Source organism: Arthrobacter sp. STN4, from assembly GCF_024539665.1.
Taxonomy (GTDB): Bacteria; Actinomycetota; Actinomycetes; order Actinomycetales; family Micrococcaceae; genus Specibacter.
Genome location: NZ_JAKZGX010000034.1, coordinates 1 through 22737 on the forward strand (window position 1 = coordinate 1; position 22737 = coordinate 22737).

The 22737-nt window shown below is 71.4% G+C and carries 21 protein-coding genes; 12 read left to right on the forward strand and 9 right to left on the reverse strand.

The annotated features are described in order from the left end of the window. The first annotated feature begins 132 nt into the window (after positions 1–132). Positions 133–387, forward strand: a complete 255-nt coding sequence (locus MMF96_RS17440) for a PLDc N-terminal domain-containing protein (RefSeq protein ID WP_256127988.1) — start codon at positions 133–135, stop codon at positions 385–387. On the opposite strand, the gene MMF96_RS17445 is transcribed toward MMF96_RS17440, so the two are convergent. Both MMF96_RS17445 and MMF96_RS17450 read right to left on the reverse strand, forming a co-directional pair. Beyond that, positions 384–1376: a malate dehydrogenase gene (locus MMF96_RS17445; RefSeq protein WP_176617689.1), complete on the reverse strand. Its 993-nt coding sequence runs from the start codon at positions 1374–1376 to the stop codon at positions 384–386. The two genes, MMF96_RS17440 and MMF96_RS17445, sit on opposite strands and share 4 nt — an antisense overlap. Positions 1377–1453: 77 nt before the next feature. After that, on the reverse strand, positions 1454–2083 hold the full coding sequence (locus MMF96_RS17450; protein WP_256884276.1) for a malonic semialdehyde reductase: 630 nt from the start codon (positions 2081–2083) through the stop codon (positions 1454–1456). Positions 2084–2311: 228 nt separating this feature from the next. Between MMF96_RS17450 and MMF96_RS17455 the strand changes: the two genes are divergently transcribed. Both MMF96_RS17455 and MMF96_RS17460 read left to right on the forward strand, forming a co-directional pair. Then, positions 2312–3721 carry an MFS transporter gene (locus MMF96_RS17455; RefSeq protein ID WP_256884277.1) on the forward strand — a complete coding sequence of 470 codons (1410 nt, stop codon included), beginning with the start codon at positions 2312–2314 and terminating at the stop codon, positions 3719–3721. A gap of 129 nt (positions 3722–3850) precedes the next feature. Continuing rightward, positions 3851–5131 carry an ATP-binding protein gene (locus MMF96_RS17460; protein ID WP_176617688.1) on the forward strand — a complete coding sequence of 427 codons (1281 nt, stop codon included), beginning with the start codon at positions 3851–3853 and terminating at the stop codon, positions 5129–5131. On the opposite strand, the gene MMF96_RS17465 is transcribed toward MMF96_RS17460, so the two are convergent. Beyond that, positions 5073–5678 (reverse strand): TetR family transcriptional regulator, encoded by a 606-nt coding sequence (locus MMF96_RS17465; RefSeq protein ID WP_176617687.1) that lies wholly within the window; start codon positions 5676–5678, stop codon positions 5073–5075. The genes MMF96_RS17460 and MMF96_RS17465 overlap by 59 nt on opposite strands. A 211-nt stretch (positions 5679–5889) precedes the next feature. On the opposite strand from MMF96_RS17465, the gene bioB reads away from it, so the two are divergent. From bioB to bioD, 5 genes are read left to right on the forward strand one after another with little or no spacing between them, the layout of a single operon-like run. Continuing rightward, positions 5890–6987 (forward strand): biotin synthase BioB, encoded by a 1098-nt coding sequence (gene bioB, locus MMF96_RS17470; RefSeq protein WP_176617686.1) that lies wholly within the window; start codon positions 5890–5892, stop codon positions 6985–6987. After that, complete coding sequence (locus tag MMF96_RS17475; RefSeq protein WP_256884278.1) at positions 6980–8338, forward strand: adenosylmethionine--8-amino-7-oxononanoate transaminase; 1359 nt, start codon at positions 6980–6982, stop codon at positions 8336–8338. The genes bioB and MMF96_RS17475 overlap by 8 nt, the downstream gene beginning before the upstream one ends. After that, complete coding sequence (locus MMF96_RS17480) at positions 8338–9465, forward strand: aminotransferase class I/II-fold pyridoxal phosphate-dependent enzyme (protein WP_256127987.1); 1128 nt, start codon at positions 8338–8340, stop codon at positions 9463–9465. Before MMF96_RS17475 ends, MMF96_RS17480 begins: the two co-directional genes overlap by 1 nt. Then, positions 9462–10598 (forward strand): cytochrome P450, encoded by a 1137-nt coding sequence (locus MMF96_RS17485; RefSeq protein ID WP_176617684.1) that lies wholly within the window; start codon positions 9462–9464, stop codon positions 10596–10598. The genes MMF96_RS17480 and MMF96_RS17485 overlap by 4 nt, the downstream gene beginning before the upstream one ends. Next, complete coding sequence (gene bioD / locus MMF96_RS17490; protein WP_176617683.1) at positions 10595–11320, forward strand: dethiobiotin synthase; 726 nt, start codon at positions 10595–10597, stop codon at positions 11318–11320. The genes MMF96_RS17485 and bioD overlap by 4 nt, the downstream gene beginning before the upstream one ends. Here the strand turns inward: bioD and corA are convergent. Both corA and MMF96_RS17500 read right to left on the reverse strand, forming a co-directional pair. Further along, complete coding sequence (corA, locus tag MMF96_RS17495; protein ID WP_176617682.1) at positions 11298–12293, reverse strand: magnesium/cobalt transporter CorA; 996 nt, start codon at positions 12291–12293, stop codon at positions 11298–11300. The two genes, bioD and corA, sit on opposite strands and share 23 nt — an antisense overlap. A gap of 62 nt (positions 12294–12355) precedes the next feature. After that, a complete protein-coding gene (locus tag MMF96_RS17500) occupies positions 12356–12826 on the reverse strand; it encodes an Lrp/AsnC family transcriptional regulator (RefSeq protein ID WP_176617681.1) in 471 nt (156 codons plus the stop codon). A gap of 276 nt (positions 12827–13102) precedes the next feature. Between MMF96_RS17500 and MMF96_RS17505 the strand changes: the two genes are divergently transcribed. After that, positions 13103–14347 carry an MFS transporter gene (locus MMF96_RS17505; protein ID WP_176617680.1) on the forward strand — a complete coding sequence of 415 codons (1245 nt, stop codon included), beginning with the start codon at positions 13103–13105 and terminating at the stop codon, positions 14345–14347. Positions 14348–14407: 60 nt separating this feature from the next. On the opposite strand, the gene MMF96_RS17510 is transcribed toward MMF96_RS17505, so the two are convergent. Together MMF96_RS17510 and MMF96_RS17515 are read right to left on the reverse strand one after the other, a co-directional pair. Then, complete coding sequence (locus MMF96_RS17510) at positions 14408–14923, reverse strand: Lrp/AsnC family transcriptional regulator (RefSeq protein WP_256884279.1); 516 nt, start codon at positions 14921–14923, stop codon at positions 14408–14410. A 212-nt stretch (positions 14924–15135) separates the two neighbouring features. Next, a complete protein-coding gene (locus tag MMF96_RS17515) occupies positions 15136–16374 on the reverse strand; it encodes an MFS transporter (RefSeq protein ID WP_176617678.1) in 1239 nt (412 codons plus the stop codon). 106 nt (positions 16375–16480) lie between these two features. Between MMF96_RS17515 and MMF96_RS17520 the strand changes: the two genes are divergently transcribed. After that, positions 16481–17431: a LysR family transcriptional regulator gene (locus MMF96_RS17520; RefSeq protein ID WP_176617677.1), complete on the forward strand. Its 951-nt coding sequence runs from the start codon at positions 16481–16483 to the stop codon at positions 17429–17431. Positions 17432–17504: 73 nt separating this feature from the next. On the opposite strand, the gene MMF96_RS17525 is transcribed toward MMF96_RS17520, so the two are convergent. After that, complete coding sequence (locus MMF96_RS17525) at positions 17505–18533, reverse strand: nitronate monooxygenase (protein ID WP_176617676.1); 1029 nt, start codon at positions 18531–18533, stop codon at positions 17505–17507. A gap of 17 nt (positions 18534–18550) precedes the next feature. On the opposite strand from MMF96_RS17525, the gene MMF96_RS17530 reads away from it, so the two are divergent. Continuing rightward, the gene (locus MMF96_RS17530; protein ID WP_256884280.1) at positions 18551–19477 is read left to right on the forward strand and encodes a BadF/BadG/BcrA/BcrD ATPase family protein; all 927 of its coding nucleotides are present in this window, start codon (positions 18551–18553) and stop codon (positions 19475–19477) included. A 6-nt stretch (positions 19478–19483) separates the two neighbouring features. Here MMF96_RS17530 and MMF96_RS17535 read toward each other — a convergent pair whose 3' ends face one another. Next, positions 19484–20500, reverse strand: coding sequence for a LacI family DNA-binding transcriptional regulator (locus MMF96_RS17535; protein ID WP_218063222.1), 1017 nt, complete (start codon positions 20498–20500; stop codon positions 19484–19486). A 233-nt stretch (positions 20501–20733) separates the two neighbouring features. On the opposite strand from MMF96_RS17535, the gene MMF96_RS17540 reads away from it, so the two are divergent. Continuing rightward, on the forward strand, positions 20734–22614 hold the full coding sequence (locus MMF96_RS17540; protein ID WP_176617675.1) for a glycoside hydrolase family 35 protein: 1881 nt from the start codon (positions 20734–20736) through the stop codon (positions 22612–22614). Positions 22615–22737 lie beyond the last annotated feature (123 nt).

Below are 22737 nucleotides of genomic sequence, written 5' to 3' on the forward strand. Positions count from 1 at the left end.
AGGCAGTGTCTAAATGAAGGCAGTGTCTAAATGAAGGCAGTGTCTAAATGAAGGCAGTGTCTAAATGAAGGCAGTGTCTAAATGAAGGCAGTGTCTAAATGAAGGCAGTGTCTAAATGAAGGCAGTGTCTAAATGAAGGCAGTGAAGGAGCGGGACATGGCAGCCAGGCAGCAGTGGAAGGACCTCAGCCGGGGCAGGAAGCGCGCCATCGTGGTGGCCGGGGTGCTGCAGCTGGCCCTGCAGCTCGCGGCGCTGCGCGACCTTTCCGGACGCACGCGGCAGCAAGTCAACGGCCCCAAGGCCGCCTGGGTGGCGGCGTCGTTCATTAATTTTGCCGGGCCCATCGCCTACTTTGCCAAGGGCCGCAGGAAGCAGCCCGGACGCTAGATCAGGCCCAGGCCCCGCACGGCGTCGCGCTCGCCGGCCAGTTCCGCCACGCTGGCCTCGATCCGGGACCGTGAGAAAGCGTCGACCTCCAGCCCCTGCACAATGCTGTAGTCCCCGCCGGAGGTGGTGACGGGGAAGGAGCTGACCAGTCCCTCGGGCACGCCGTAGGAGCCGTCGGACGGCACGGCCATGCTGGTCCAGTCGCCGTCCGGGGTCCCCTGCACCCACAGGCGCATGTGCCGGATGGCGGCGTTGGCGGCCGATGCCGCGGACGACGCGCCGCGGGCGGCGATGACCTCGGCCCCGCGCCGGGCCACGCGGGGGATGAACTCGTCCGCGATCCACGTCCGGTCCACCAGGTCGACGGCCGGCACCCCGTCCACGGTGGCGTGGGTGATGTCCGGGTACTGGGACGCCGAGTGGTTGCCCCAGACGGCCAGCCTGCGGATGCCGCCCACCCCCGAACCGGTCTTGGCGGCGAGCTGGGCCACGGCACGGTCGTGGTCCAGCCGTGTCATGGCGGTGAAACTCGACGCCGGGACGTTCGGGGCGTGCGATGCCGCGATCAGCGCATTGGTGTTGGCCGGGTTCCCCACCACCACCGCCCGGAAGCCGTCCGCAGCGCCGTCGTTGATGGCCCGGCCCTGGACGGAGAAGATGCCTCCGTTGGCGGAGAGGAGGTCGGCCCGCTCCATGCCCGGCCCGCGCGGCCTGGCGCCCACCAGCAGGCCGATGCCGGCGCCGTCGAACGCCTTGGCGGGGTCGTCAAAGACGTCCAGTCCGGCCACCAGCGGAAACGCGCAATCGAGCAATTCCAGCACCGTGCCCTCGGCGGCCTTGACGGCGGCGGGGATCTCCAGCAGCCTCAGCTTCACCGGCACGTTCGGACCCAGCATGGCGCCGGAGGCGATGCGGAACAGGAGTGCGTAGCCGATCTGGCCGGCAGCGCCGGTGACGGTGACCGTGACGGGGGCTGAAAGGGTGTCCATGCGGCCAGTGTAGTCCGGGGCCGCCGGGACGGGCAGGGCACGGAAGCGGCTCCGACCCGGCCCCCGGGTCCCGGGCGTCAGACGGTGGCGGTGGCGGCGTCGAACTCCAGGCGGTGCAGGCGGGCACGGTCCACCATGCCGTTCGGCTTGCCCAGGTTGACCACCATGAAGGCCTTGCGTGAGGAGCCTTCATTGAATTCGGCATCGACGCCGGCAGCGTCAAAGCCGGTCATGGGGCCGGCGGCCAGCCCTGCAGCGCGGGCGGCCACGATGAAGAAGCCGGCCTGGATGTGCGCGTTGTTGGCGGCCATGCCCTGGCGCAGGGCGTCGTTGGCGGCGAAGGTGGGCACCATGCCGGCGGCGTGCGGGGCCGTGGTGGGCAGGAGTTCGTGCCAGTCGGTGTCGTAGCTGAGCACGGCCACCACGGGTGCCGTCAGGGTCTTGGCCTTGTTGCCGTCGGCCATGTGGGCAACCAGCCGCTCACGGGCCTCGGCCGAACGCACCCACAGCACGCGCAGCGGCTGGATGTTCATCGCAGTCGGCGCCATGCGGGTCAGCGCGTAGACGGCTTCGAGCGTTTCGGCGGGGATTTCATCCTCGGCCCAGCTGTTGGCCGTGCGGGCCTCCAGGAACAGGGCCGCCGCGGCGCCCGCGTCCAAGATCAGCTCATCCTGCAGATTGATTTCCGATGCGATGTCAACGCTCACGGGCCCAGCTTTCTGTTTCGGGGGTTGTGGTTCCGTACCTTCTCAGCGTCAAAAGGCACGCAATTGTTTCCCGAGGGGGACGTGAGTTGCCTCACGTCCCTTGGGGCCGGCCGGCTTCGGGGTGCTGGCACCGCAGACCGTGCGGGGCCGCTTGCCCGGTAGCGCCGTCGCGCCCTCCCCGCCGCTCGCTCCGCTCGCGGGGGGCCCCTCGGCCGCTAGGCTTGTGCGGTGGGAATCACCAGTACGACGTCGGCCGGCACGAGCTCCTTCAGCCGCGCCCTGGCGCTCTTGGTCGCCGGGACCTACTTCATGGAGATCCTTGACGGCACCATCATTGCCACGGCCGCCGCCGGCATGGCCGCGGACCTGCACGTGCGCCCCGTGGACATCAACCTGGCCATGACCAGCTACCTGATCACCCTGGCGGTGGGCATCCCCATCAGCGGCTGGCTGGCCGAACGCTTCGGCGCCCGGAAGGTGTTTACGGCGGCCATCGCCGTCTTTGCCGTCGCGTCCCTGCTGTGCGCGCTCAGCCCCAGCCTCACCGCCCTCTGTGCCGCCCGGATGCTGCAGGGCATGGGAGGGGCGATGATGGTGCCGGTGGGCCGGCTGGTGGTGCTGCGGGACGCCGACAGGAAGGAATTCCTCGAGGCGATCGCCTACCTGACGTGGCCGGCCCTCGTGGCGCCCGTGATCGCCCCCGCGCTGGGCGGGCTGTTGACCACCTATGCCAGCTGGCACTGGATCTTCCTGATCAACGTCCCGCTGGGTGCCATCGCCTTCATCGTGGCCATGCGGGTGGTGCCTGACCTCCGCGCACACAAGGTGCCGCCGCCGGACTGGCTGGGCTTTGTGCTGTGCGGCGTGGCGCTGGCCGCCCTGGTGATCGGGCTGGAACTGGTGGGGTCGGCGCCCACCCCGTGGGCCGGCGTCGCACTGTGGCTGCTGCTGGCCCTGGCCGGCGGGGCGGCCGCGCTGTGGTGGTTCAAGCGGTCCCGGCATCCGCTGCTGGACCTGCGGGCGCTGCGGATCCCCACCTTCCGGGTGGGAAACGGCGGCGGGGCGTTGTACCGGCTGGTCATCAACGCCGTGCCGTTTTTGCTGCCGCTGATGTTCATGGTCGGCTTTGGCTGGACCGCGTTTGGGGCCGGGCTGATGACCATGGCCGTGTTTGCCGGGAACGTGCTGGTCAAGCCGGCCACCTCGCCGCTGATCCGGCGGTTTGGATTCCGCACTGTGCTCCTGCTCAGCAACGGCGGCGGTGCCGCGGTGCTGGGCGCGTGCGCGCTGCTGCGGCCGGGGACGCCGCTGGCCGTGGTCGCGGCGGTGCTGTTTGCCAGCGGCGTGCTGCGCTCCATCGGCTTCAGCGCCTACAACACGCTGCAGTTCGCGGACGTGCCCAAGGCCCGGATGTCCGGGGCCAACACGCTGTCCTCGACCATCGCCCAGGTTGCCACCGGACTGGGCGTGGCCGTGGGGGCCCTGATCCTGCGGGCCGCCGACGTGCTGCTGGCAGGCGCCGCACCGGTGGCCGGCTTCCAGTGGACGTTTGCCGTCCTTGCCGTCATGATGCTCTACCCCGTGGCGGAAGCGCTGCTCATGCACCGCTCGGCCGGTGAAGTGGTGCGGACGCGGTAGCCGCGCTGTGGCGCGCCGGCCCTGGCCACCGCGGAAGGCGACACATTACGGCGCCTGAGCGGCGGTGTGCCATGATGCTGGCACCGGTTTTTGCCGGCCGGTCCGCACAACGCAAGGGAGCGTCGGAGCATGACAACGTGGACGATTCGTGACTTTCACCCGCAGGACGTGGAGGGGGTCCTGGCCCTGTGGCAGTCGCTGAAGGCCAACGGCGTGGAGCCCGTCTACGACCTCTCCGAGGTGCTGGCGTCCTGCGAAAAGGACCACGCCGTGGTGGCGGTCCACGGCGAGCAGCTGGTGGGCGCCGCCGTGGCCCGTGCGGCACACGACCAGGGGTGGATCGTGTTCCTGTCCACCCTGCCGGCCTTCCGGGGCCGGGGGATCGGCACCTCGCTGCTGGCCGCCGTCGAAAACCGCATGGCGGCGCACGGGCTGAACAAGCTCTCCGCGTTGATGCCGGAAACCGAGACCCGCGTGGAGGCGTTTTCCAACCGCGGCTTCGTGGTGAAGAAAAACCTGCGCTACTTTGAACGCCGCATCCCCGTCCAGCGTGCGGAGCTGGGGGCGTTGGAGGAACTGGGTGGCCGGGTCCTCCCGCGCGACCTCTGGGACCGGGTGGCGGGCATGTCGGCGGAGAAGGAACTGCTGGAGCGCAGGCTGGTGCTGCCGCTGGCCGAGCCGGAACTGGCCGAGGAGTACGGGGTGGTGCCGCCACGCGCCGTGGTGCTGTTCGGCCCTCCCGGCACGGGCAAGACCACGTTCGCCAAGGCCATCGCGTCGCGGCTCGAGTGGCCGTTTGTGGAGGTTTTCCCCTCGCGGCTGGCGGGGGAGCCGGGCGGGCTGGCCGGCGCACTGCGGCAGACGTTCCTGGACATTGCCGAGCTGGAGCACGCCGTGGTGTTCATTGACGAGGTCGAGGAGATCGCCGCGCAGCGCTCCGGCGAGCCGCCGTCGCCCATGCAGGGCGTCACCAACGAGCTGCTGAAGATCATCCCGGCCTTCCGCGACCAGCCCGGCCGGCTGCTGGTGTGCGCCACGAACTTCATCCGCTCGCTGGACTCGGCGTTCCTGCGCCACGGCCGCTTCGACTACGTCATCCCCATCGGCCTGCCCGACGCCGGCGCCCGCACCGCCCTGTGGACGCGCTTCATCCCTGCGGCCGCGCTGGAACGGGTGGACGTGGCCGGGCTGGTTGCGGCCAGCGCGGGGTTCTCCCCGGCGGACATCGAATTTGCTGCCCGCAGCGCCTCCCAGCGGGCCCTGGAAAAGGCGGTGTACGACGGCGGCGCCCCGGCGGGCGGGCCCGTCACGGCCGACTACCTGGAGACGATTGCGGACACCCGGGCCACCGTCAGCGACGCCGTGGCCCAGGACTTTCTGGAGGACATTGAGGCGCTGGCGCGGACGTAGCCGCCAGGCCGGGGACACCGGCCAAAAACAGCTCTAGGCCCAGCACAAAGACCTCCCCGGCGCTGGAGCCATCCGGCGCGTCCACGGCGTCGAGCAGGCCGGCCCGGGAGAATCCGGCGCGCGTCTGCTCCTCCATGGCCGAGCCCAGGACGTAGTGCACCAGCGCGCGGCCGGCACCCTCCGCCACCGGTGCGGGCAGGCCCTGGCCGGCCAGGAGCGCGCCAAAGCCCAGCAGCGGCGGAGGTGAATCAGGTTTCAGGGCGTGGGCCAGGGCCACCACCTCGGCGCCGTCGCGCACGGACAACAATGCTTCGCGGACGGCCAGGGCAAGGTCCCGCGCCGTGGCTGCCGCACGGCCGTCCACGGGCGCCAGGATCAGGCCGGCCAGGACCGTGAGGAGTTCCTGCTTGTTTTTTACGTGCCAGTAGAGCGCCCCCGGCTGGACGTCCAGGTCGCGGGCCAGGCGGCGCATGGAGAGGTCGGCGAGGCCGTATTCGCGCAGGATTCCCATCGCGGCATCCACGATGGCCTCACGTGTCAGCGGCATGGGCGCGCTCCTTTCCAACAGTCCGGGGTGCTGTTCGGCGGGCGGTCCGGGTGCTGCCCCGTGCCGCCTCCGCGCCAGGGCGGCGCGTCCCTCCATCTTCCCCCATCCCCGCAGCGCCTGCGGTCCATTGGACCCCGTGCGCCGCACAAGCGGCAGCAGGCGCGCAGCGCGCGCCCTTGACAGAGGGCCTCGCCCGGCACAAACTTGAACGGTGTTCAATTATTTCCACGACCTCGCCGACCGGCAGCTCGCCGGCGCCACCCTGGGCCGCGACGAAGCACTCGCCGTCCTTGAATCCACCGATGCGCAGCTGCTGGAGGTGGTGGCCGCGGCCGCCCGCCTCCGCAGGGCCCACTTCGCCAACACGGTCAAGGTAAATTACCTCGTCAACCTGAAGTCCGGCCTGTGCCCGGAGGACTGCAGCTACTGTTCCCAGCGGCTGGGCTCGGCCGCCCAGATCCTGAAGTACAGCTGGCTCAGCCCGGAGGAGGCGGCGGCCCAGGCGGCCACCGGCATCCGCGCCGGTGCCTCACGGGTGTGCCTGGTGGCCAGCGGCCGGGGCCCGAGCGACCGCGACGTGGACCGCGTGGCCGGCATGGTCACCGGGCTCAAGGGGGAACACCCGGACGTGGAGGTCTGCGCCTGCCTGGGCATCCTGAAGGGCGGCCAGGCCGAGCGCCTCAAGGACGCGGGCGTGGACGCATACAACCACAACCTCAACACGAGCGAAAGCAACTACGCCGACATCTGCTCCACACACACCTTCACCGAACGGGTGCAGACGGTGGAGCACGCCAAGGGTGCCGGACTCTCACCCTGCTCGGGGCTGATCGCCGGCATGGGGGAGAGCAACAACGACCTCGTCGACGCCGTCTTCGCCCTCCGCTCCCTGGGCAGCGAATCGATCCCGGTCAATTTCCTGATGCCCTTTGACGGCACCCCGCTGGAAGGGACCTGGCTGCTCACCCCCGGCCAGTGCCTGCGCATCCTCGCCATGGTCCGCTTCGCCTGCCCCGCCACCGAGCTGCGCATGGCCGGCGGGCGCGAGATGCACCTGCGCTCTCTCCAACCACTCGCCCTGCACGTGGCCAACTCCCTGTTCCTTGGCGACTACCTCACCAGCGAGGGCCAGGAAGGCCGGGCCGACCTGGACATGATCGCCGACAACGGCTTCGTGGTCCTGGGCAAGGGCCCTGCCGGCCAGCCCGCCACTGCGATCCGGGGCACGAACGACGCCGGCACCACCCCGGGTGCCCCCGCCACCATCCGCCGCCGCGGGGCGGGAACGGCCGTGGCGCCCAATGCCTGAGGCTGCCGGCGCAGTCCGCGCGGGCGCCGCAGCACCGGCCTGCGGGCTCATTGCCCGGGACCGCGGCCTGCTCTGGCACCCCTACGCGCCGCTGGACGGGGACGCACCCTACGCCGTCCTTGGCGCGTCCGGGACCCGGTTGACCCTGGGCGCGGCCGACGGCACACCGTTCGACGCCGTGGACGCCATGAGCTCCTGGTGGTCCGCCATACACGGCTACCGCAACCCCGTGCTGGACCGGGCGCTGCTGGACCAGGCGGGCCGCTTCAGCCATGTGATGTTTGGTGGCCTGACCCACGGGCCCGCCGTGGAGCTGGCCGAACGGCTGGTGGCGATGACGCCGGACGGCCTGGACCACGTGTTCCTGGCCGACTCCGGCTCGGTCTCCGTGGAGGTGGCACTGAAGCTGGCCGTGCAGTGCCAGCTGGGCCGCGGCCGTCCCCGGCGGACGCGGTTTCTGGCGCTGCGCGGCGGATACCACGGGGACACCTTCGCCGCGATGGGAGTGTGCGATCCCGTGGACGGCATGCACGCGGCCTTTCCGTCCCTCATCGCCGAACAGCTCTTCCTGCCCCGCCCGCCCGCCGCCCGGCTGGTTGGCGGCGAACTGCTGGCCGACGCCGAAGCACTCGCCAAGTGGGTGGGCACGCTTGAGGACACGGTGGCCCGCCACCGAGACGAGCTGGCGGCCATCATTGTTGAACCGGTGCTGCAGGGCGCCGGCGGCATGGACGCCTACGCTCCCGGTGCGCTGGCCGCCATGCGGCGCGTGGCCAGTGACAACGGGCTGCTGCTCATTTGCGATGAGATCGCCACCGGCCTCGGCCGGACCGGCAAGCTGTTTGCCTCCGACTGGGCGGGCGTGGTCCCGGACATCATGTGCGTCGGCAAGGCCCTGACGGGCGGCTACCTGACGCTCGCGGCAACGCTGTGCTCGGCCGGGGTTGCCCGTGCCATCACGGGCTCGCCGCTGCGCGCCCTGCTGCACGGGCCCACGTTCATGGGCAACCCGCTGGCCTGCGCCGTGGCCTGTGCCTCGCTGGACCTGCTGGCCGCCTCCGGCTGGGAGGACCGGGTGCGGGGGATCAGGCGCGGCCTGCAGGACGCCCTGAAGCCGGCGGCATCGCTCGGCGCGGTCCGGGAGGTGCGCGTCCTGGGTGCCGTGGGCGTCGTCGAACTTTCCGGGCCGGTCAACGTGCCGGCCGTGACGCGCGCGGCCCTGGGGCACGGCGTGTGGGTGCGGCCCTTCCGCAACCTCGTCTACACCATGCCGCCCTACACCAGCACCCCTGCCGACGTGGCCGAAATCGGCGCAGGCATCACTGCCGCCATCAGAGAGGTGCACGGCTGATGGCCCCCACGGCAACAGCCATGGACGAATGGCTGGCCGCCCGCGCGGCCGTCCGGAAACGCCGCGGGCTGGTCCGCACCGTGGGGCTGCAGCACGGCCTCGTCGACCTGGCCTCCAACGACTACCTGGGGCTGTCCTCGGACCCGCGCGTGGTCGCGGCTGCCACCGCGGCGCTGGCCCTGCACGGCGCCGGCGCCCGCGCATCCCGCGTGGTGTGCGGCACCACGGCCGCCCACCTGGACCTGGAACGGCAGCTGTGCCTGCTCACCGGCCAGGAAGCCGCCCTGGCCTTTTCCAGCGGCTACACCGCCAATCTAGGCGTGGTCGCGGCCTTGGGCGGACCCGGGACGCTCATGGTCCACGACGCCCACGTGCACGCCTCGCTGCTTGACGGCATCAGGCTCTCGCGCTCGCCGTCGGTCGCCGTGGCGCACCAGGACACGGACGGGATCCGGGCGGCACTGGCCGGGCGCACCCAGCCGCGCGCCGTCGTCGTGCTTGAATCCATTTATTCAGTGCTGGGGGACGCCGCGCCGCTCGCGGACATGGCAGCCCTGTGCGCCGAATACGATGCGCTGCTGCTGGTGGACGAGGCGCACGGGATCGGGGTGGCCGGTGCCGGGCGCGGGGCCGTCCACGCCGCCGGGCTTGCGGGGGCGGCGCACGTGGCCGTCACCGTGACGCTGTCCAAGGCGCTCGGTTCGCAGGGCGGCGCCGTCCTGGGCCCGCATTTGCTTCGGGAGCACCTGGCCAACACGGCCCGGACCTTCATCTTCGACACCGCCCTGGCCCCGGCTGCAGCAGCGGCGGCGGCCGAGGCGGCCCGGATCGTGCTGGCCGAGCCCGCCCTGGCCCGGCGCATGCTGGACAACGCCTCGCTGCTGGCCCGGCGGTGCGGGACGGACCCTGCGGCCGGCGCGGTGCAGTCCATCGCCGTGGGGTCGGCCGAGCGCGCAGCCTCGCTGGCTGCCGGGCTGCGTGCCGCCGGCGTGGCCGTGGGCTGCTTCCGACCGCCCAGCGTGCCCGACGGCGTGTCCCGGCTGCGCCTCACGGCCCGGGCCAACCTTGGTGCCGCGGAACTGGACCGGGCTGCCGGCGCCGTGGCCCGGGCAGTGGGTGCGGCATGACGTTCACGGTGGTCGGGGACCCTGCCCAGGTGCGGGAGGTCATGCGGCGCACGGAGGACTTTGCCCCCACCAACGCCCTGACCTCCGTGGTGCCCCTGGCGCCGGCCACCCTGCGCATCCTCAGCAAGGCCCGCTTTGCGCTGCCGCCCGTGCTGGCCTCCGCCACGGGGGAGCGGCACCGTGCGGTGCGGACCATGGTTGGCCGGTTTTTCACGCCCGCCAAGGTGGCCGCCGTTGCGCCGCGGGTGCGCGAGCTCGCCCGGCAGCGGCTGGACGCGGCGGCGGCCGGCCTCCGGCACGGGCCCGTGGACCTGGCCGACGCCGTGGCCCGCCACATCCCGCCGCTCATCATGGCCGGGCTCACGGGCCAGCCGATCCCGGAACCGGGCCTCCTCAATCGCTGGAGCCGGGACTCGCTGGAACTGTTCTGGGGCTGGCCGGACCCGGAGCGGCAGCAGGTCCTGGCGCGCAGCGCCGCCGAATTTTATGGCTGGCTCCGGGGCGAGGCGGCGGCCGCCCGCGGCACGGCCTCCCTGTTCGGGGTGCTGGACGCCGCCGGGCTGACACAGCCGGAGGTGTGCTCGCTGGGGTATTTTCTGGTCATTGCCGGACAGGAGACCACCTCCCTGCTGATCAGCACCGCACTGTACCGCGGCCTTGAGTCCGCCGGCACCGAGTCCGCCGGCACCGAGTCCGCCGGCACCGAGTCCGCCGGCACCGGCACCCCGGGCCCGGGCCCGGGCGGCTGGGCCGGACTCGCCGAACCCGGGCGGGCGCAGGCCCACGTCCGCCGCGTCCTCGCCGCAGAGTCCTCCGTCCACACCTGGCGGCGGGCCGCCGTCGTCGACACCACGCTGGGCGGCGCCAGCCTCCCGGCGGGGGCGGAAATCCTGCTCGAACTCAGCGGGCACCACCCCGCCGGGGCAGGGCCCACCGCCTATTCGCTGGCCTTTGGCCACGGCCTGCACCGCTGTCTCGGGGCCCGGCTGGCGGAACTGGAAACCGCACTGGTTGTGGAGGAGACCGCCGCGGCCCTGCCCGGACTGCGCCTGGCCGGGCCGCCGCCGCAGTGGCTGCGGCTGCTGTCGTTCCAGGCCCCGCTCACCGTCACCGCCACCCAGGGAGAACCGTGAAACCAGCTGCCATCACGTTTGTCACGGGCACGGACACCGACGTCGGCAAGACCGTCACGACGGCCGCCCTCGCCGCCGCCCACCGTGCCGTCGGGGCAACCGTTGCCGTCTACAAGCCGACGCAAACAGGGGTGGCCCCGGACGGTGCCGGCGACATGGCCGAAGTGTCAAGGCTCAGCGGTGTCCGGGCCGTCCACGAGGGCATCCGCCTGCGGGATCCCATGGCGCCGGTGGCCGCCGCCGTCCGCGAGGGCCGGGGGCTGCCCGCGCTGGCCCAGCACGTGGACCGGATCGCCGGCCTGGCCGGCGCGTTCGACCACGTCCTGGTCGAAGGCGCCGGCGGACTGCTCGTGGAGCTGGACGCCAACGGCAACACCCTCGCGGAGCTGGCGGTGGCGGCGGGACGGGCCTTCCGGTGCAGCACCGTGGTGGTCTGCCGCAGCGGCCTGGGCACGCTGAACCACACGCTGTTGACGCTGGAGGCGCTGGAGCGCCGCGGCCTGCCGGCCGCCGGCCTGGTGGTCGGCTCCTGGCCGCGCACGCCGTCGGACCTTGAGGAGGACAACCGCAGCTATTTCCGCCAGCTGGCCACCCCGTACCTGGGCGCACTGCCGGCCGGGGCGGCCGGCCTGGCGCCGCACACCTTTCAGGAACGGGCGCCGCGGTGGCTGCGCCTGCCGGCCGGGCCCGGACCGGGTGCTACAGCCAGGTCTTCTTCTTGAATACCACGTACATGACGGCGCCAATGAGCAACATGAGGCCGATGGCGTACGGGTAGCCCCACGGCCAGGCCAGCTCCGGCATGTTGTGGAAGTTCATCCCGTACACACCGGCCACGAAGGTCGGGGCGAAGAAGATGGCCGCCCAGGAGGAGATCTTCTTGACCTGCTCGTTTTGGGCGGCGCTCGCCTCGTTCTGGCGGTTGGCGGTCAGGGTGCCGTCCACGGTGAGCGCATTTTGCAGCAGCTGCCGGAACGAATCGGCCTTGGCCGTCAACGATTCCACATGGTCCTCAACGTCGCGCAGGTAGCGCTGCAGCTCCACGTCGACCCCGTACTTCTCAAAGCCGCCCTTGAGCCGGCCCAGCGTGTCGGGCAGGGGGTGGATGGCGCGCTGGAAGTGGATGACCTCCCGGGACAGCTGGTAAATCCGCCGGGAGACGTTGGGGTCACCGGCAAAGAGCTGGTCCTCGATCTCGTCAATGTCGTTTTCCAGCCCGGCCGCCACCGGCAGGTAGTCGTCCACCACCTGGTCAAGGATGGCGTACAGGACGGCCTCGGGGCCCTGGGCGAGCAGCTGCGGGTCGGCCTCCATGCGGTGCCGGGTGGAGGCCAGGCTGCGGGTTTCGGCGTGCCGGATGGTGATGACGAAGTTCTTGCCCGTAAAGATGTGCAGCTCGCCAAACTCGACGGCTTCCTCCGCATCCAGGTAGCGTGCGGGGCGCAGGACGGTGAACAGGACGTCGTCGTATCTCTCCATCTTGGGCCGCTGGTGTGCCTTGATGGCGTCTTCGACGGCCAGCTCGTGGAGCTGGAACTCATCGGCCAGGGAGGCCATTTCCGCGGCATCGGGGCGGAACAGGCCGATCCAGGCCATGCCGCCGCAGGCGGCCATGGCCTCGTAGGTTTGGTCCAGGCCCTGCGGGGTGGCGACGCGGACCCCGTCCACGTACACGCCGTTGTCAATGATGGTCACCTGCCCATTATGGACGCACGACGGCGGCTGCCCGGCTTCCGCGGGCGTGGCCCGGCGTGGCGTCAGCCGCGGCCCATGCCCTCCAGCAGCGGCTCCAGACGGTAGGGGATGTGTTCGTGGAGCGCCAGGGAGGTCTCGGTGCGCACCACGCCCCGGATCCGCAGCAATTGGCGCAGGGCGCCCTGGAGGTGGTGGACGTCGCGGGCGGCCAGCCGGCACCACACGTCGCCGCGGCCGGAGATCTCGTACACCTCCAGGACCTGGGGCACCGCGCGCATGGCCGCGATGACGCCGTCGAGGTCCCGGTGGGTGACCTCGATGGTGATGAAGGCGACCACGTCGTAGCCGACCGCCGCCAGGTCCACCTCACGCCCGCCCTGCCGAAGGGCGCCGCTGCGGGAGAGGCGGCGCAGGTGCGACTGCACGGTGTTGCGGGCCACGCCGAGGGATTCGGCCAGCTCGCCGATCTGGGCCCGGGGGTCCTCGACCAAGGCAAGGAGCAGGCGCACGTCGAGGGGGTCCAAAATGCTCATGCGGCTCACTCCGGGATCGTCTTGACGGGAATTCTTGATCATTTTGATTCAAAGAGTTGGAAAGTCTGGATCATAAAACTTCCCATACGCCATTCTATAGATGGATTTGCAGCATCCGGCAACACTCTGTTGCCGGTTTTCGCGGTCCCGGCCGCTGCGGCCGTGCCACACAAACCGTGCCAGACAAACCGTGCCAGACAAACCGTGCCAGACAAACCGTGCCAGACAAACCGTGCCAGACAAACCGTGCCAGACAAACCGTGAAGGGAACCGCCCGTGACCGTCCTGCAGGAACTTGCCATGCGCCCCGGCCCCGCAGCACGGTGGTCGTGGAACGCCGGCGTCGGCACGCGGCTGTTCCTGGCCGGCACGGTCATCTTCACACTCCTGGTGGGGGCCAACCTGGCCACGCCGCTGTACCCGCTGCTGCAGGCACGGATCGGCTTTGATTCGGTGGGCACCACGGTGGCGTTCACGGCCTATGTGGTGGCCCTGATCGGCGGGCTGGTGGCGTGTGGCCACTGGTCGGAGCACATTGGCCGGCGGGCCGCCCTCGTGCTGGCCGTCGTGGTCGGCCTGGCGGGCGGGCTGGTGTTTGCCACGGCCGGATCGCTGGGGGTGCTGGTGGCCGGACGCGCCCTGCAGGGCCTTGCGGTGGCCATCGGCACCGGGGCGAGCGCCGCGGCGCTGCGCGACTTGATGCCCGGCCGGCCGGAATGGGCCTCGCGGTTTACGCTGTTGGCCTCTTCGGGCGGCGTGGCCGCCGGACCCGTGGCGGGCGGGCTGCTCTCGCTGCTGCCGGACCACACCCAGGCGCCGTTCCTGGTGCATTCGGTGGTGCTGCTGGCGTTGTTGGTGCCGCTGCTGCTCCTGGACGCCCGGCCGGCAGCCAGTCCGGCGCCGGCCGGCCAGGGGCGCAGCTGCCTGCGGCCGCGCCTGCCCGCCCTGGCCCGCTCGGCGCGGGGCACGTTTTGGCTGGCGGCGTCCACCGGCTTTGTCAGCTTTGCCGTCTTTGGGTTCTGCCTCTCGCTGGCGCCCGGCTACTTTGCGCACATCGTGCAGGCCGATTCCCGCCCCCTGGTCGGGCTGCTCGCGGCCGTCACGCTGGGCTGTTCGGCGCTGAGCCAGCTGGTGGCCTTGCGGGGCCGCCACCTGGTGCCTGCCGGCCTGCTGCTGCTCGGGGCCTCGGTGGTGCTGATTGCCGCGGCCGGGACGCTGCACTCGCCCGTGCTGCTGGTGCTGGCCAGCATCAGTGCCGGGCTTGGCCAGGGCGTGGCCTTCCGGGTGGTTTTCAACGACGTTGCGGCCGCCGTGGAGCCGTCGCGGCATGCGCAGGTCATTTCCGCCGTCTACATCGTGACCTACCTGGGCAGTGCGGTTCCCGTGCTGGGGCTGGGCGTGGCCGCCAAGCTGTGGGGCCTGCAGGCCGCCGTGTCCGGCTTCGCCGTGCCGATCGCCCTGGCCTGTGCCGCCCTGGCCGCGGCCGCGCACCTGCAGAACCGGGCCGCCGTCGTGCGGTGACGGCCGGCACGGGGCCCGGGGTGCGACGGCGTTCGTCCGGGAAGCCGGGCCGCCAGCCGGCTAGGTCAGCGGGCCGGTATGGCCGGGCATGTGCTTGAACACGAGGGTGGTTTCGGTGTGGCCCACCACGGGGTCGGTGGTGAGGTTGTCCAGGACCCAGTCGCGCAGCGCGTCGGTGTCGCGGACGGCGATGTGCAGCAGGTAGTCCACCGAGCCCGAGGTGTGGAAGGTGGAGAGGACCTCGGGCAGCTTCGGCACGCGGGAGGTGAAGGTGTCGATCTGGTCGCGGTCGTGGGCGCGGAGCCTGACGGCGATCAGTGCCTGCACGGCCCGGCCGATCACGGCCAGGTTCAGCTTTGCCTCAAACCCTTCGATGGCGCCGCGTTCCATGAGCGAGCGCGTGCGCATGAGCGCCGTGGACGGGGCAATGCCGACGGCGTCGGCCAAGTCCCGGTTGGTGATGCGGGCGTCGGCCACGAGGGCGTCGATGATCTGGCGGTCCACGCTGTCCAGGGCCTCCGCCGGCCGGGAATGCCCGGCCGGTTCACGCCGAACGTTCTTCGCTGGTGACGCCACGGAACCCTCCAAAATGGTGCAAAATAGGCGAACTTGGCGATTCAAATTGCCAATAGTTCGCCATTCTACCAAATATCCGTCCACATAAGCCATGCCCGCCCATCAACGCTCGGTTGCAACCGGGGCACTTTTTCCAAGCCCTTCCGCACTGGGTGAGGGAGGGTTCGCCCGTAACGCCCCGATTGCAACCGGGGGTTGGGTGGGGGTGGGCGTCAGCTGCGGGGGCGGCCCGGGGGGAGGAGTGTGGCGGCGGCTGCTGCCGCCAACAGGGCCAGGCCCGCCAGGGCCGCCGCCAGTGCGGTCCAGCCCACGGCCTGGAACACCAGCCCGGCGGCCCAGCCCACCACACTCGATCCCGCGTAGTAGCTCAGGTTGTATAGCGAGGATGCCTGCGCCCGGCCGGAGGTGGCCATGGCGCCCGTCCAGCCCGAGGCGATGCTGTGGGCGCCAAAGAACCCGGCGGTGAACAGCACCAGGCCCACCAGGATGACCGGCAGGGCGGGTGCCAGCGTCACGGCGAGCCCGACGGCCATGAGCGCCGTGGACGCCAGCAGCAGGGTGCGCCGGCCGAACCGGACGGCCAGGCCGGCCACCGTGCGTGAGGACACCGTCCCGGCCAGGTAGGCCAGGAACAGCAGCGCCACTGCCGAAGCCGGAAGCAGGTAGGGAGGCGCCTCCAGCCGGAAGCCCAGGTAGTTGTAGACGCTGACAAAGGCGCCCATCAAAAGGAATGCCTGTGCGTACAGGGCCAGCAGCGACTTGTTGCGCAGCTGCGGGACCAGCCGGGCCAGGACCATGCCGAAGCCGCCCCCTCCCCGGACCGGGACAAAGCCCCGGGGCCCGGGCGCCAGCAGCAGGAAGCCCGCCGCTGCGACGGCGGCGCAGACGGACACGGCAAGCGTGCCCATGCGCCAGCCGGCAAGGTCCGCCACCGGACCGGCCAGCAACCGCCCAAACAGCCCGCCCAGGGTGGTGCCGGCCACGTACGCGCCCGCGGCTGCCGCAGCATTACGGGGACTGATCTCCTCGGTCAGGTAGGCAATCGCGAGGGCCGGGATGCCGCCCAGGGCCGCCCCCTCCAGGGCGCGCAGCGCCAGCAGCACCTCAAAGTTGGGGGCGGCCGGCACCAACAGCCCGAAGATGGTGGCCAGGATGACGGCCAGTCCCATGGTGCGCACCCGGCCGACGCGGTCGGCCACAAAGGACCACGGAAGCACCGCCACGGCCAGACCCATCGTGGCCGCGGAAATGGTCAGGGCCGCCTGGGCGGCCGTGACGTGGAGGTCGCGGGACAGGAGGGGAAGCAGGCCCTGGACGGCATACAGCTGGGCAAAGGTGGCAACGCCGGCGCACGCCAGTGCGGCCAGCACGCGCCGGTAGCCGGCACTGCCGAGTTGGTGTCCGGCCCACGGGGCTGCCGGTGCCGCTGTCCCTGCCTGGTTCGCGCTCATCACCCTTCAACGGTAAGACCGCCGAACTAATGCGTCCAATGCATGATTATTTCAAAATACATCCAAATATGCATGACATCCGGCGTGCCGCGTGGTTCCATGAAGCATGGACGACGACCACGCGGAACTTTCCGGGCTGCTGCCCGTGCTGCCCATCCTGGTGGAACTGGGTGCCAGCCGGCACGTCACGGCCACCGCCCACGCACTGGGGCTCCCACAGTCCACGGTGAGCCGGGCACTCTCCCGGGCGGCCGCCGTCGTCGGCACCCCGCTGCTGCTGCGCAGGGGGCGCGGCGTGGAGCTGACGCCCGCTGCGCTGGCCCTCATCCCGAAGGCGGCCGAAGCGCTGGATGCCGTGCGCACGGGCCTGGCCCTGGCCCGCCAGGAATCCGGAAAGTCGTTCGGCCGGATCCGGGTGGCCTTCCAGCACACCTTCGGGGAGGCCGCACTGCCGCTGCTCATCCGGGCCTTTGCCTCGGACAACCCCGGTGTCACCTTCGACCTGCAGCAGGGGAGCCGGCAGTTCTGCCTGGATCTTTTGGAAAGTGGCACGGCCGACCTGGCGCTGGTGGCCCCGCCGCCGGTGCCAAACAGCGTGATCGGCGCAGAGGTGCTGTATTCGGAACCGCTGAAGCTGGTGGTCCCCGAGGGCCACCGGCTGGCCGGATCGGCCGGGACCAGGCTCGACGCCGTCCGGGACGAAGGCTTTGTCATGCTGGAACCCGGCTACGGCATGCGTTCCATCGTCGAGGCCCTGTGCCACAGCGCCGGATTCCGTCCACGGGTCGCCTTCCTGGGCCAGGACCTGCACACCATCCGCGGCCTCGTCTCGGCGGGCCTGGGCGTGGCCGTGGCCCCGCCGGCGCGGGTCAGCCTGCCGGCGCCGCACGGCAGCGTCCTCGGCTGGCGGGAAGTGGACATCACCTGGCCTGCCGCGCGCCGCGACATCGGCCTGGTGTGGCGGAACCGGCCTGACGGCCCCGCCCAGGCGGCCCGGTTCCGGGACATGGTGCTCGCCGGGGGCCGAGAACTCCTCGGCGGCGCGGACCGCCAGTAGCCGCAGGCGGCGCCCTCCGCCGAAACATGCCCCGCTGAAGCGCGCCCCTTAACGAAACACGCCCGGCGGCTGCCTACAGCCCGTCCAGGAAGCCCCTGACGATGTCCGCGACCGGCCCGGCGGCCGCCTTTTGCCACGCGGTCCCGGCCCACAGGTTCAAGGCTGCGCGGTCGCCGGACGCTCCAGCGGCGGCACGCAGCGGACCCGTCAGGAAATGCACTTCCGGATAGGCATGGGGCGCCCCGGCCGAATGGGCCCGGACAAAATCGTTGACCAGCGCCCGCGCCGCACGCCCCGTGAAGGCCCGGGTGACGGCGGTGGCCGTGAACGCAGGATCGGCCAGCGCCTCCTTGTGCAGCGCCCGGGCGCCGCTTTCATCGCTGCGCAGCACGGCCGTGCCCAGCTGGACCGCCTCGGCGCCGGCCGCCAGGACGGCCCTGGCCGTCGCCGCGTCGCCAATTCCGCCGGCGCCGACGAGGGGAAGCCCGACGGCGGACCGCACCTGGGCGACCAGTTCCACGACACCCGGCGCACCCTGGGGCGCGTCCGGAAGGAAGGCTGCGGAGTGCCCGCCGGCGTTGGCGTGCTGCACCACCAGGGCGTCCACGCCGGTGGCAGCCGCGGCCAGGGCCTCCTCAACGCCGGTCACGGATGCCACCACCCGGGTGCCCTTGCCGTGCAGCGCCGACACCACGGATTCCGGTGCCAGGCCGAAGGTGAAGGAGACCAGCGGCACGGGATCGTTCAGCAGCAGGTCCAGCTTTTCGTCCCAAAAATCCCGTGCCTTGGGGTCTGCCGCGTCCGGCAGCGCCGCGGGCAGTTCCGTGCCCAGGCGTTCGGCCTCGCCGGCCAGCTCCGTGCGGTAACGGGCCAGTGCGGCGGCGTCGCCGGACGGGAGCGCCCCACTGCGCGGCACGAAGAGGTTCACACCAAAGTCTCCGCCGGCCGCACGCAGCGGGGCCAGGTGCCCGGCAAGGGCCGTGGCGGTGAGGTACCCGCCTGCCGCATACACAAACGCGCCGGCGCCGCGGGCCGCCAGGGCGAGTTCCGGCGTCGTGGTTCCCCCGGCCATGGGGGCAATGATGATGGGGGAGGCGAACATGCCACTAGTCTAGATGAGTGACTCCCGACACCCTGAAATCCCGCGCCCTGCCGAAGACCGTGCTCGGCCTGGACATCGGCGGGTCCAAGACCCGCGGCATCCTGTGGGTGGACGGCGAAGTCGCCGCCGATGCGAGCGCCGGCAGCGCCAACGTGCAGAACGTGAGTGTCGAGACGGCGCGCGAACACCTGGCCGCGCTCTGCGGCGCGCTGGACAGCCCCCGCCCGGACGTGGTGTTTGCCGGCGCCGGCGGCGTGGACACGGACGACGATGCCGCTGCCCTTCGGGCGCTCATCTCGCCTTTTGTGCCCGGGGCCAAGGTCACCGTGGTGCACGACACCCGCCTGCTGCTCGCTGCGGGCGGCGCGTCCACCGGCGTGGCCGTGATTGCGGGCACGGGCTCGGCTGCCTGGGGCACCAATGCCGACGGCGCCGAGGCGCGCGCCGGGGGATGGGGCTACCTCCTCGGCGACGAGGGCAGCGGCTACTGGCTGGGGCGCGAGGCCGTGCGGCACAGCCTGCACCGGATGGACCTGGGGGCCGTGCCGGACGAGCTGACGCTCGGCCTGCTTCGGTATTGCCGGCTGGAGCAGCCCGGCGAACTGATTGCGCACTTTCACCAGGGCACCACGCGCCGCTACTGGGCGGCCGCGTCGCCGGTGGTCATCGCGGCCGCCGCCAACGGCCACGCCGGCGCGCTCGCGATGGTGGACCGGGCCGGCGCCGACCTGGCCGCCATGGCGCACCAGGTGGCGGTGCAGCTGGGCGTGGCGGGCCCCATCGTGCTGGGCAGCGGACTGGGCAGCAACGTGCCGGCCCTGCAGGCGGCCTTCCGGCGGCACCTGGCGGCCAGGGGGCTGGGCGACGTGCGGATCCTGGACCAGGACCCGATCTTTGGGGTGCCCCGTCTTGTTGCCGACGGCGCCGCGGCGGACGCCGGCTAGGTACGGCTAGCCTTTCGGCGGCGGGGCGGTGCTGCCGCGCACCACCAGGGTCGGGGCCACCAGCTCTGGACAGCCCTCCCGGTCCGGGTCGGCGATCTGTGCCAGGAGGTGCAGCACGGCGCGGCGTCCGGTGTCCTCGAACGACTGGCGGATGGTGGTCAGCGGCGGGTTGGCGTAGGCGGCCAGGTCGATGTCGTCAATGCCCACCACGGAAACGTCGCCGGGAATGCGCCGGCCCAGTTCGCCCAGGGCCCGGATGACGCCAAACGCCATTTCATCGCTGGCCACCAGGATGGCGGTCACCTCCGGCATGCGGCCCAGGATCAGCCCGTTGCGGTAGCCGGACTCCGGGCTCCAGTCGCCGTGCAGCTCCGGCGGCACTTCGCGGCCGGCCTCCTGCAGGGTCCGCCGCCAGCTTTCCAGGCGGCTCGCGGCGTCGGACCAGTCGGCGGGGCCGGCCACATGCCACACGGTCTTGTGGCCCAGGTCGAGGAGGTGCTGCGTGGCCAGGACGGCGGCAAGTTCCTGGTCCACGCCCACCAGCCCTGCGCCGCTGCCGGCCGGACCGTCCGTGGTGACAGTGGGGATGTGGGCCGTCAGCTCGCGGACCTTTGCAGCGGCTTCCCGCAGCGGGGTGGCAATGACGAGTCCGTCCACGCCCTGCTGGACCAACCGGTTGACGGCGTCGGTCAGCGCCTGCACGCTGAGGTCGGAGGTGACCGAATTGACGGTGTAGCCGGCCTCGCGGGCACCCAGCTCAACGCCGAGCGCCAGCGAGGAACGTGAGTAGTGGTTGGTGGCCAGCGTCAGCAGGCCCAACGTCTTGGAGCGCCCGGTGACCAGGGCGCGGGCCATGTTGTTTTGGCGGTAGCCAAGCTCCTCGACGGCCGCCAGCACCCGGCGGCGCGTTGACTCCTGGACGTGGGGATGGTTGCTGAGGACGCGTGATACTGTCTGGGCCGAGACGCCGGCGGCTGCCGCGACGTCGCGCATGGCGGGGCCCCGCTTGAATTGTTGTTTCATGGTGTGCCTCCTCGCTCGGTTGCGCGGTCTCCGCCGGCTGCCCGGAGAGTGGTGCTTCAGTCCGGTGCCGGGTGGCCCGTCGCGCCTGCCACCATTGTAGGTGTTTCGCGTAACATGGCCGCCCCGGGGCCCACAAACGGACCCCGCATTTCACCAGCCGGGGAGCAGACGCCTATGCTTGTTATCCATAACAGTCTGTGCCTGCCGAACGAATGCCGGGAGAAGCCTTGTCCATGAATGCCCCAACGCCCGCCGAGGAGGCCGCACGCCTTCCCGCAACGCGCCGGTCAGGCCCCGGCCCGGCGCTCTCCTATTCCGGGCGGAAGCTCAGCCGGTACGGCCGGCCGCACCGGATCCTGGCCGGTGCCATGCACTATTTCCGCATCCACCCCGAGCTGTGGGAGGACAGGATCGCCCGGCTCGCGGCCATGGGGGTGAACACGCTGGACACCTACGTGGCCTGGAACTTCCACCAGCCCACCAGGGGGGTGGCCCCGGATTTCACCGGCTGGCGGGACCTTGCCCGCTTCATCACGCTTGCCGGCGACGCGGGCCTGGACGTCATTGTCCGCCCCGGACCCTACATTTGCGCCGAATGGGACAACGGCGGCTTCCCGGCCTGGGCCATTGCCGACCCGGAGATGGTGCTGCGCTCCTCGGATCCGCGCTTTACCCGCGTCGTGGGGGAGTGGTTTGACGGGCTCCTGCCCGTCCTCGTGCCCCTGCAGGCTTCGCACGGCGGCCCCGTGGTCGCCGTCCAGATTGAAAATGAATACGGCAGCTATGGCGACGACGCCGGCTACCTGCGCTGGAACCGGGCAGCGCTGCAGTCCCGCGGCATCACCGAAATGCTGTTCACGGCCGACGGCGGCACGGACTACTTCCTGGACGGCGGCGCCCTGCCGGACACCTGGGCGGCGGCGACCCTGGGCTCCGGCGGCGATGCGGCCGACGCCGTCTGGCGGCGCCGCCGGCCCGGCGAACCGTTCTTCAACGTCGAGTTTTGGAACGGCTGGTTTGACCATTGGGGCGAGGAGCACCACACCCGCGGTGCGGCCGATGCCGCCGCCGACGTGGCGAAGATCCTGGACCTTGGCGGTTCCGTCTGCCTGTACATGGCCCATGGCGGCACCAACTTCGGCCTGACGTCCGGGTGCAACCACGACGGCGCCATCCAGCCCACCGTCACCAGCTACGACTCGGACGCGCCCATCGGCGAGGACGGGCGCCTCACCGACAAGTTCCATGCCATGCGAAAAGTGTTCCATGCCGCGGCCGGCCGCGAGCCGGCCCCGCTGCCCGAGGCCCTGGCCCGCCCGGCCGCGGTCCTGCCGGCGTCGGGCATCGACCTCACGGCCGGCACCGGGCTCCTGGAACTGGTCCGCGCAGGGGAAGCCGCCGCCAGCATCAAGCCGCTGTCCTTCGAACAGCTGGGCCTGGACCGCGGACTGGTGCACCACACCGCCACGGCCGTCCTGCCCATCGGCGGCGGCACCATCAGGATCCGCGGCCTGCATGACCGCGCCTACCTGTGGATTGACGGTGTGCCCGCCGGCGTCCTGACGGACAGCACGGCGGAAGCCGGCCTGACGGTGGCCCACGCGGGCGGTCCGGCCGTGCTGGAGATCCTGGTGGAAAACCAGGGCCGCATCAACTACGGGCCGCTGTTCGGACAGGGCAAGGGCATCCTGGGCGGCGTGCTGGTCAACCAGCGCTACGTCTTCCACTGGGAGCAGCGGGCCCTGGACCCCGGCGCGCCGTTGGCGGAGCTGCTGGGCCGCGCGGGCGGCCGGGATTCGGGCAGCCAGGACCCGGGCGGTGAGGCGGGCGGCCGGGGACTCTTCCACGGCAGCCTCCACGTCGACGGACCGGCGGACACCCACCTGGCCCTGCCGGGCTTTGTCAAGGGGTTCGCCTGGGTCAACGGCTTCCTCCTGGGCCGCTACTGGGAGGTGGGCCCGCAGCATACGCTCTACGTCCCGGCGCCCCTGCTGCGGCCCGGGACCAACCGCATCACGGTGCTGGAACTGGAGCACGCCGGCACACAAGCGCAGTTTCGGGAGGCGCCGGAACTCGGCGCCCGGGGCGCAACCCACGTCGAGGACCTGGGCTGAGCACGCGCGGCCGTTCCCGCGGAGGCGGGGACGGGGCGGGTGCGGGCCGCCGGTAAGCTGTTCCCTGAAGGACGCGCCGCAGGCCCGGCCCGGCCAGCAGGGCCGCCGGACCCGGCAGACCAA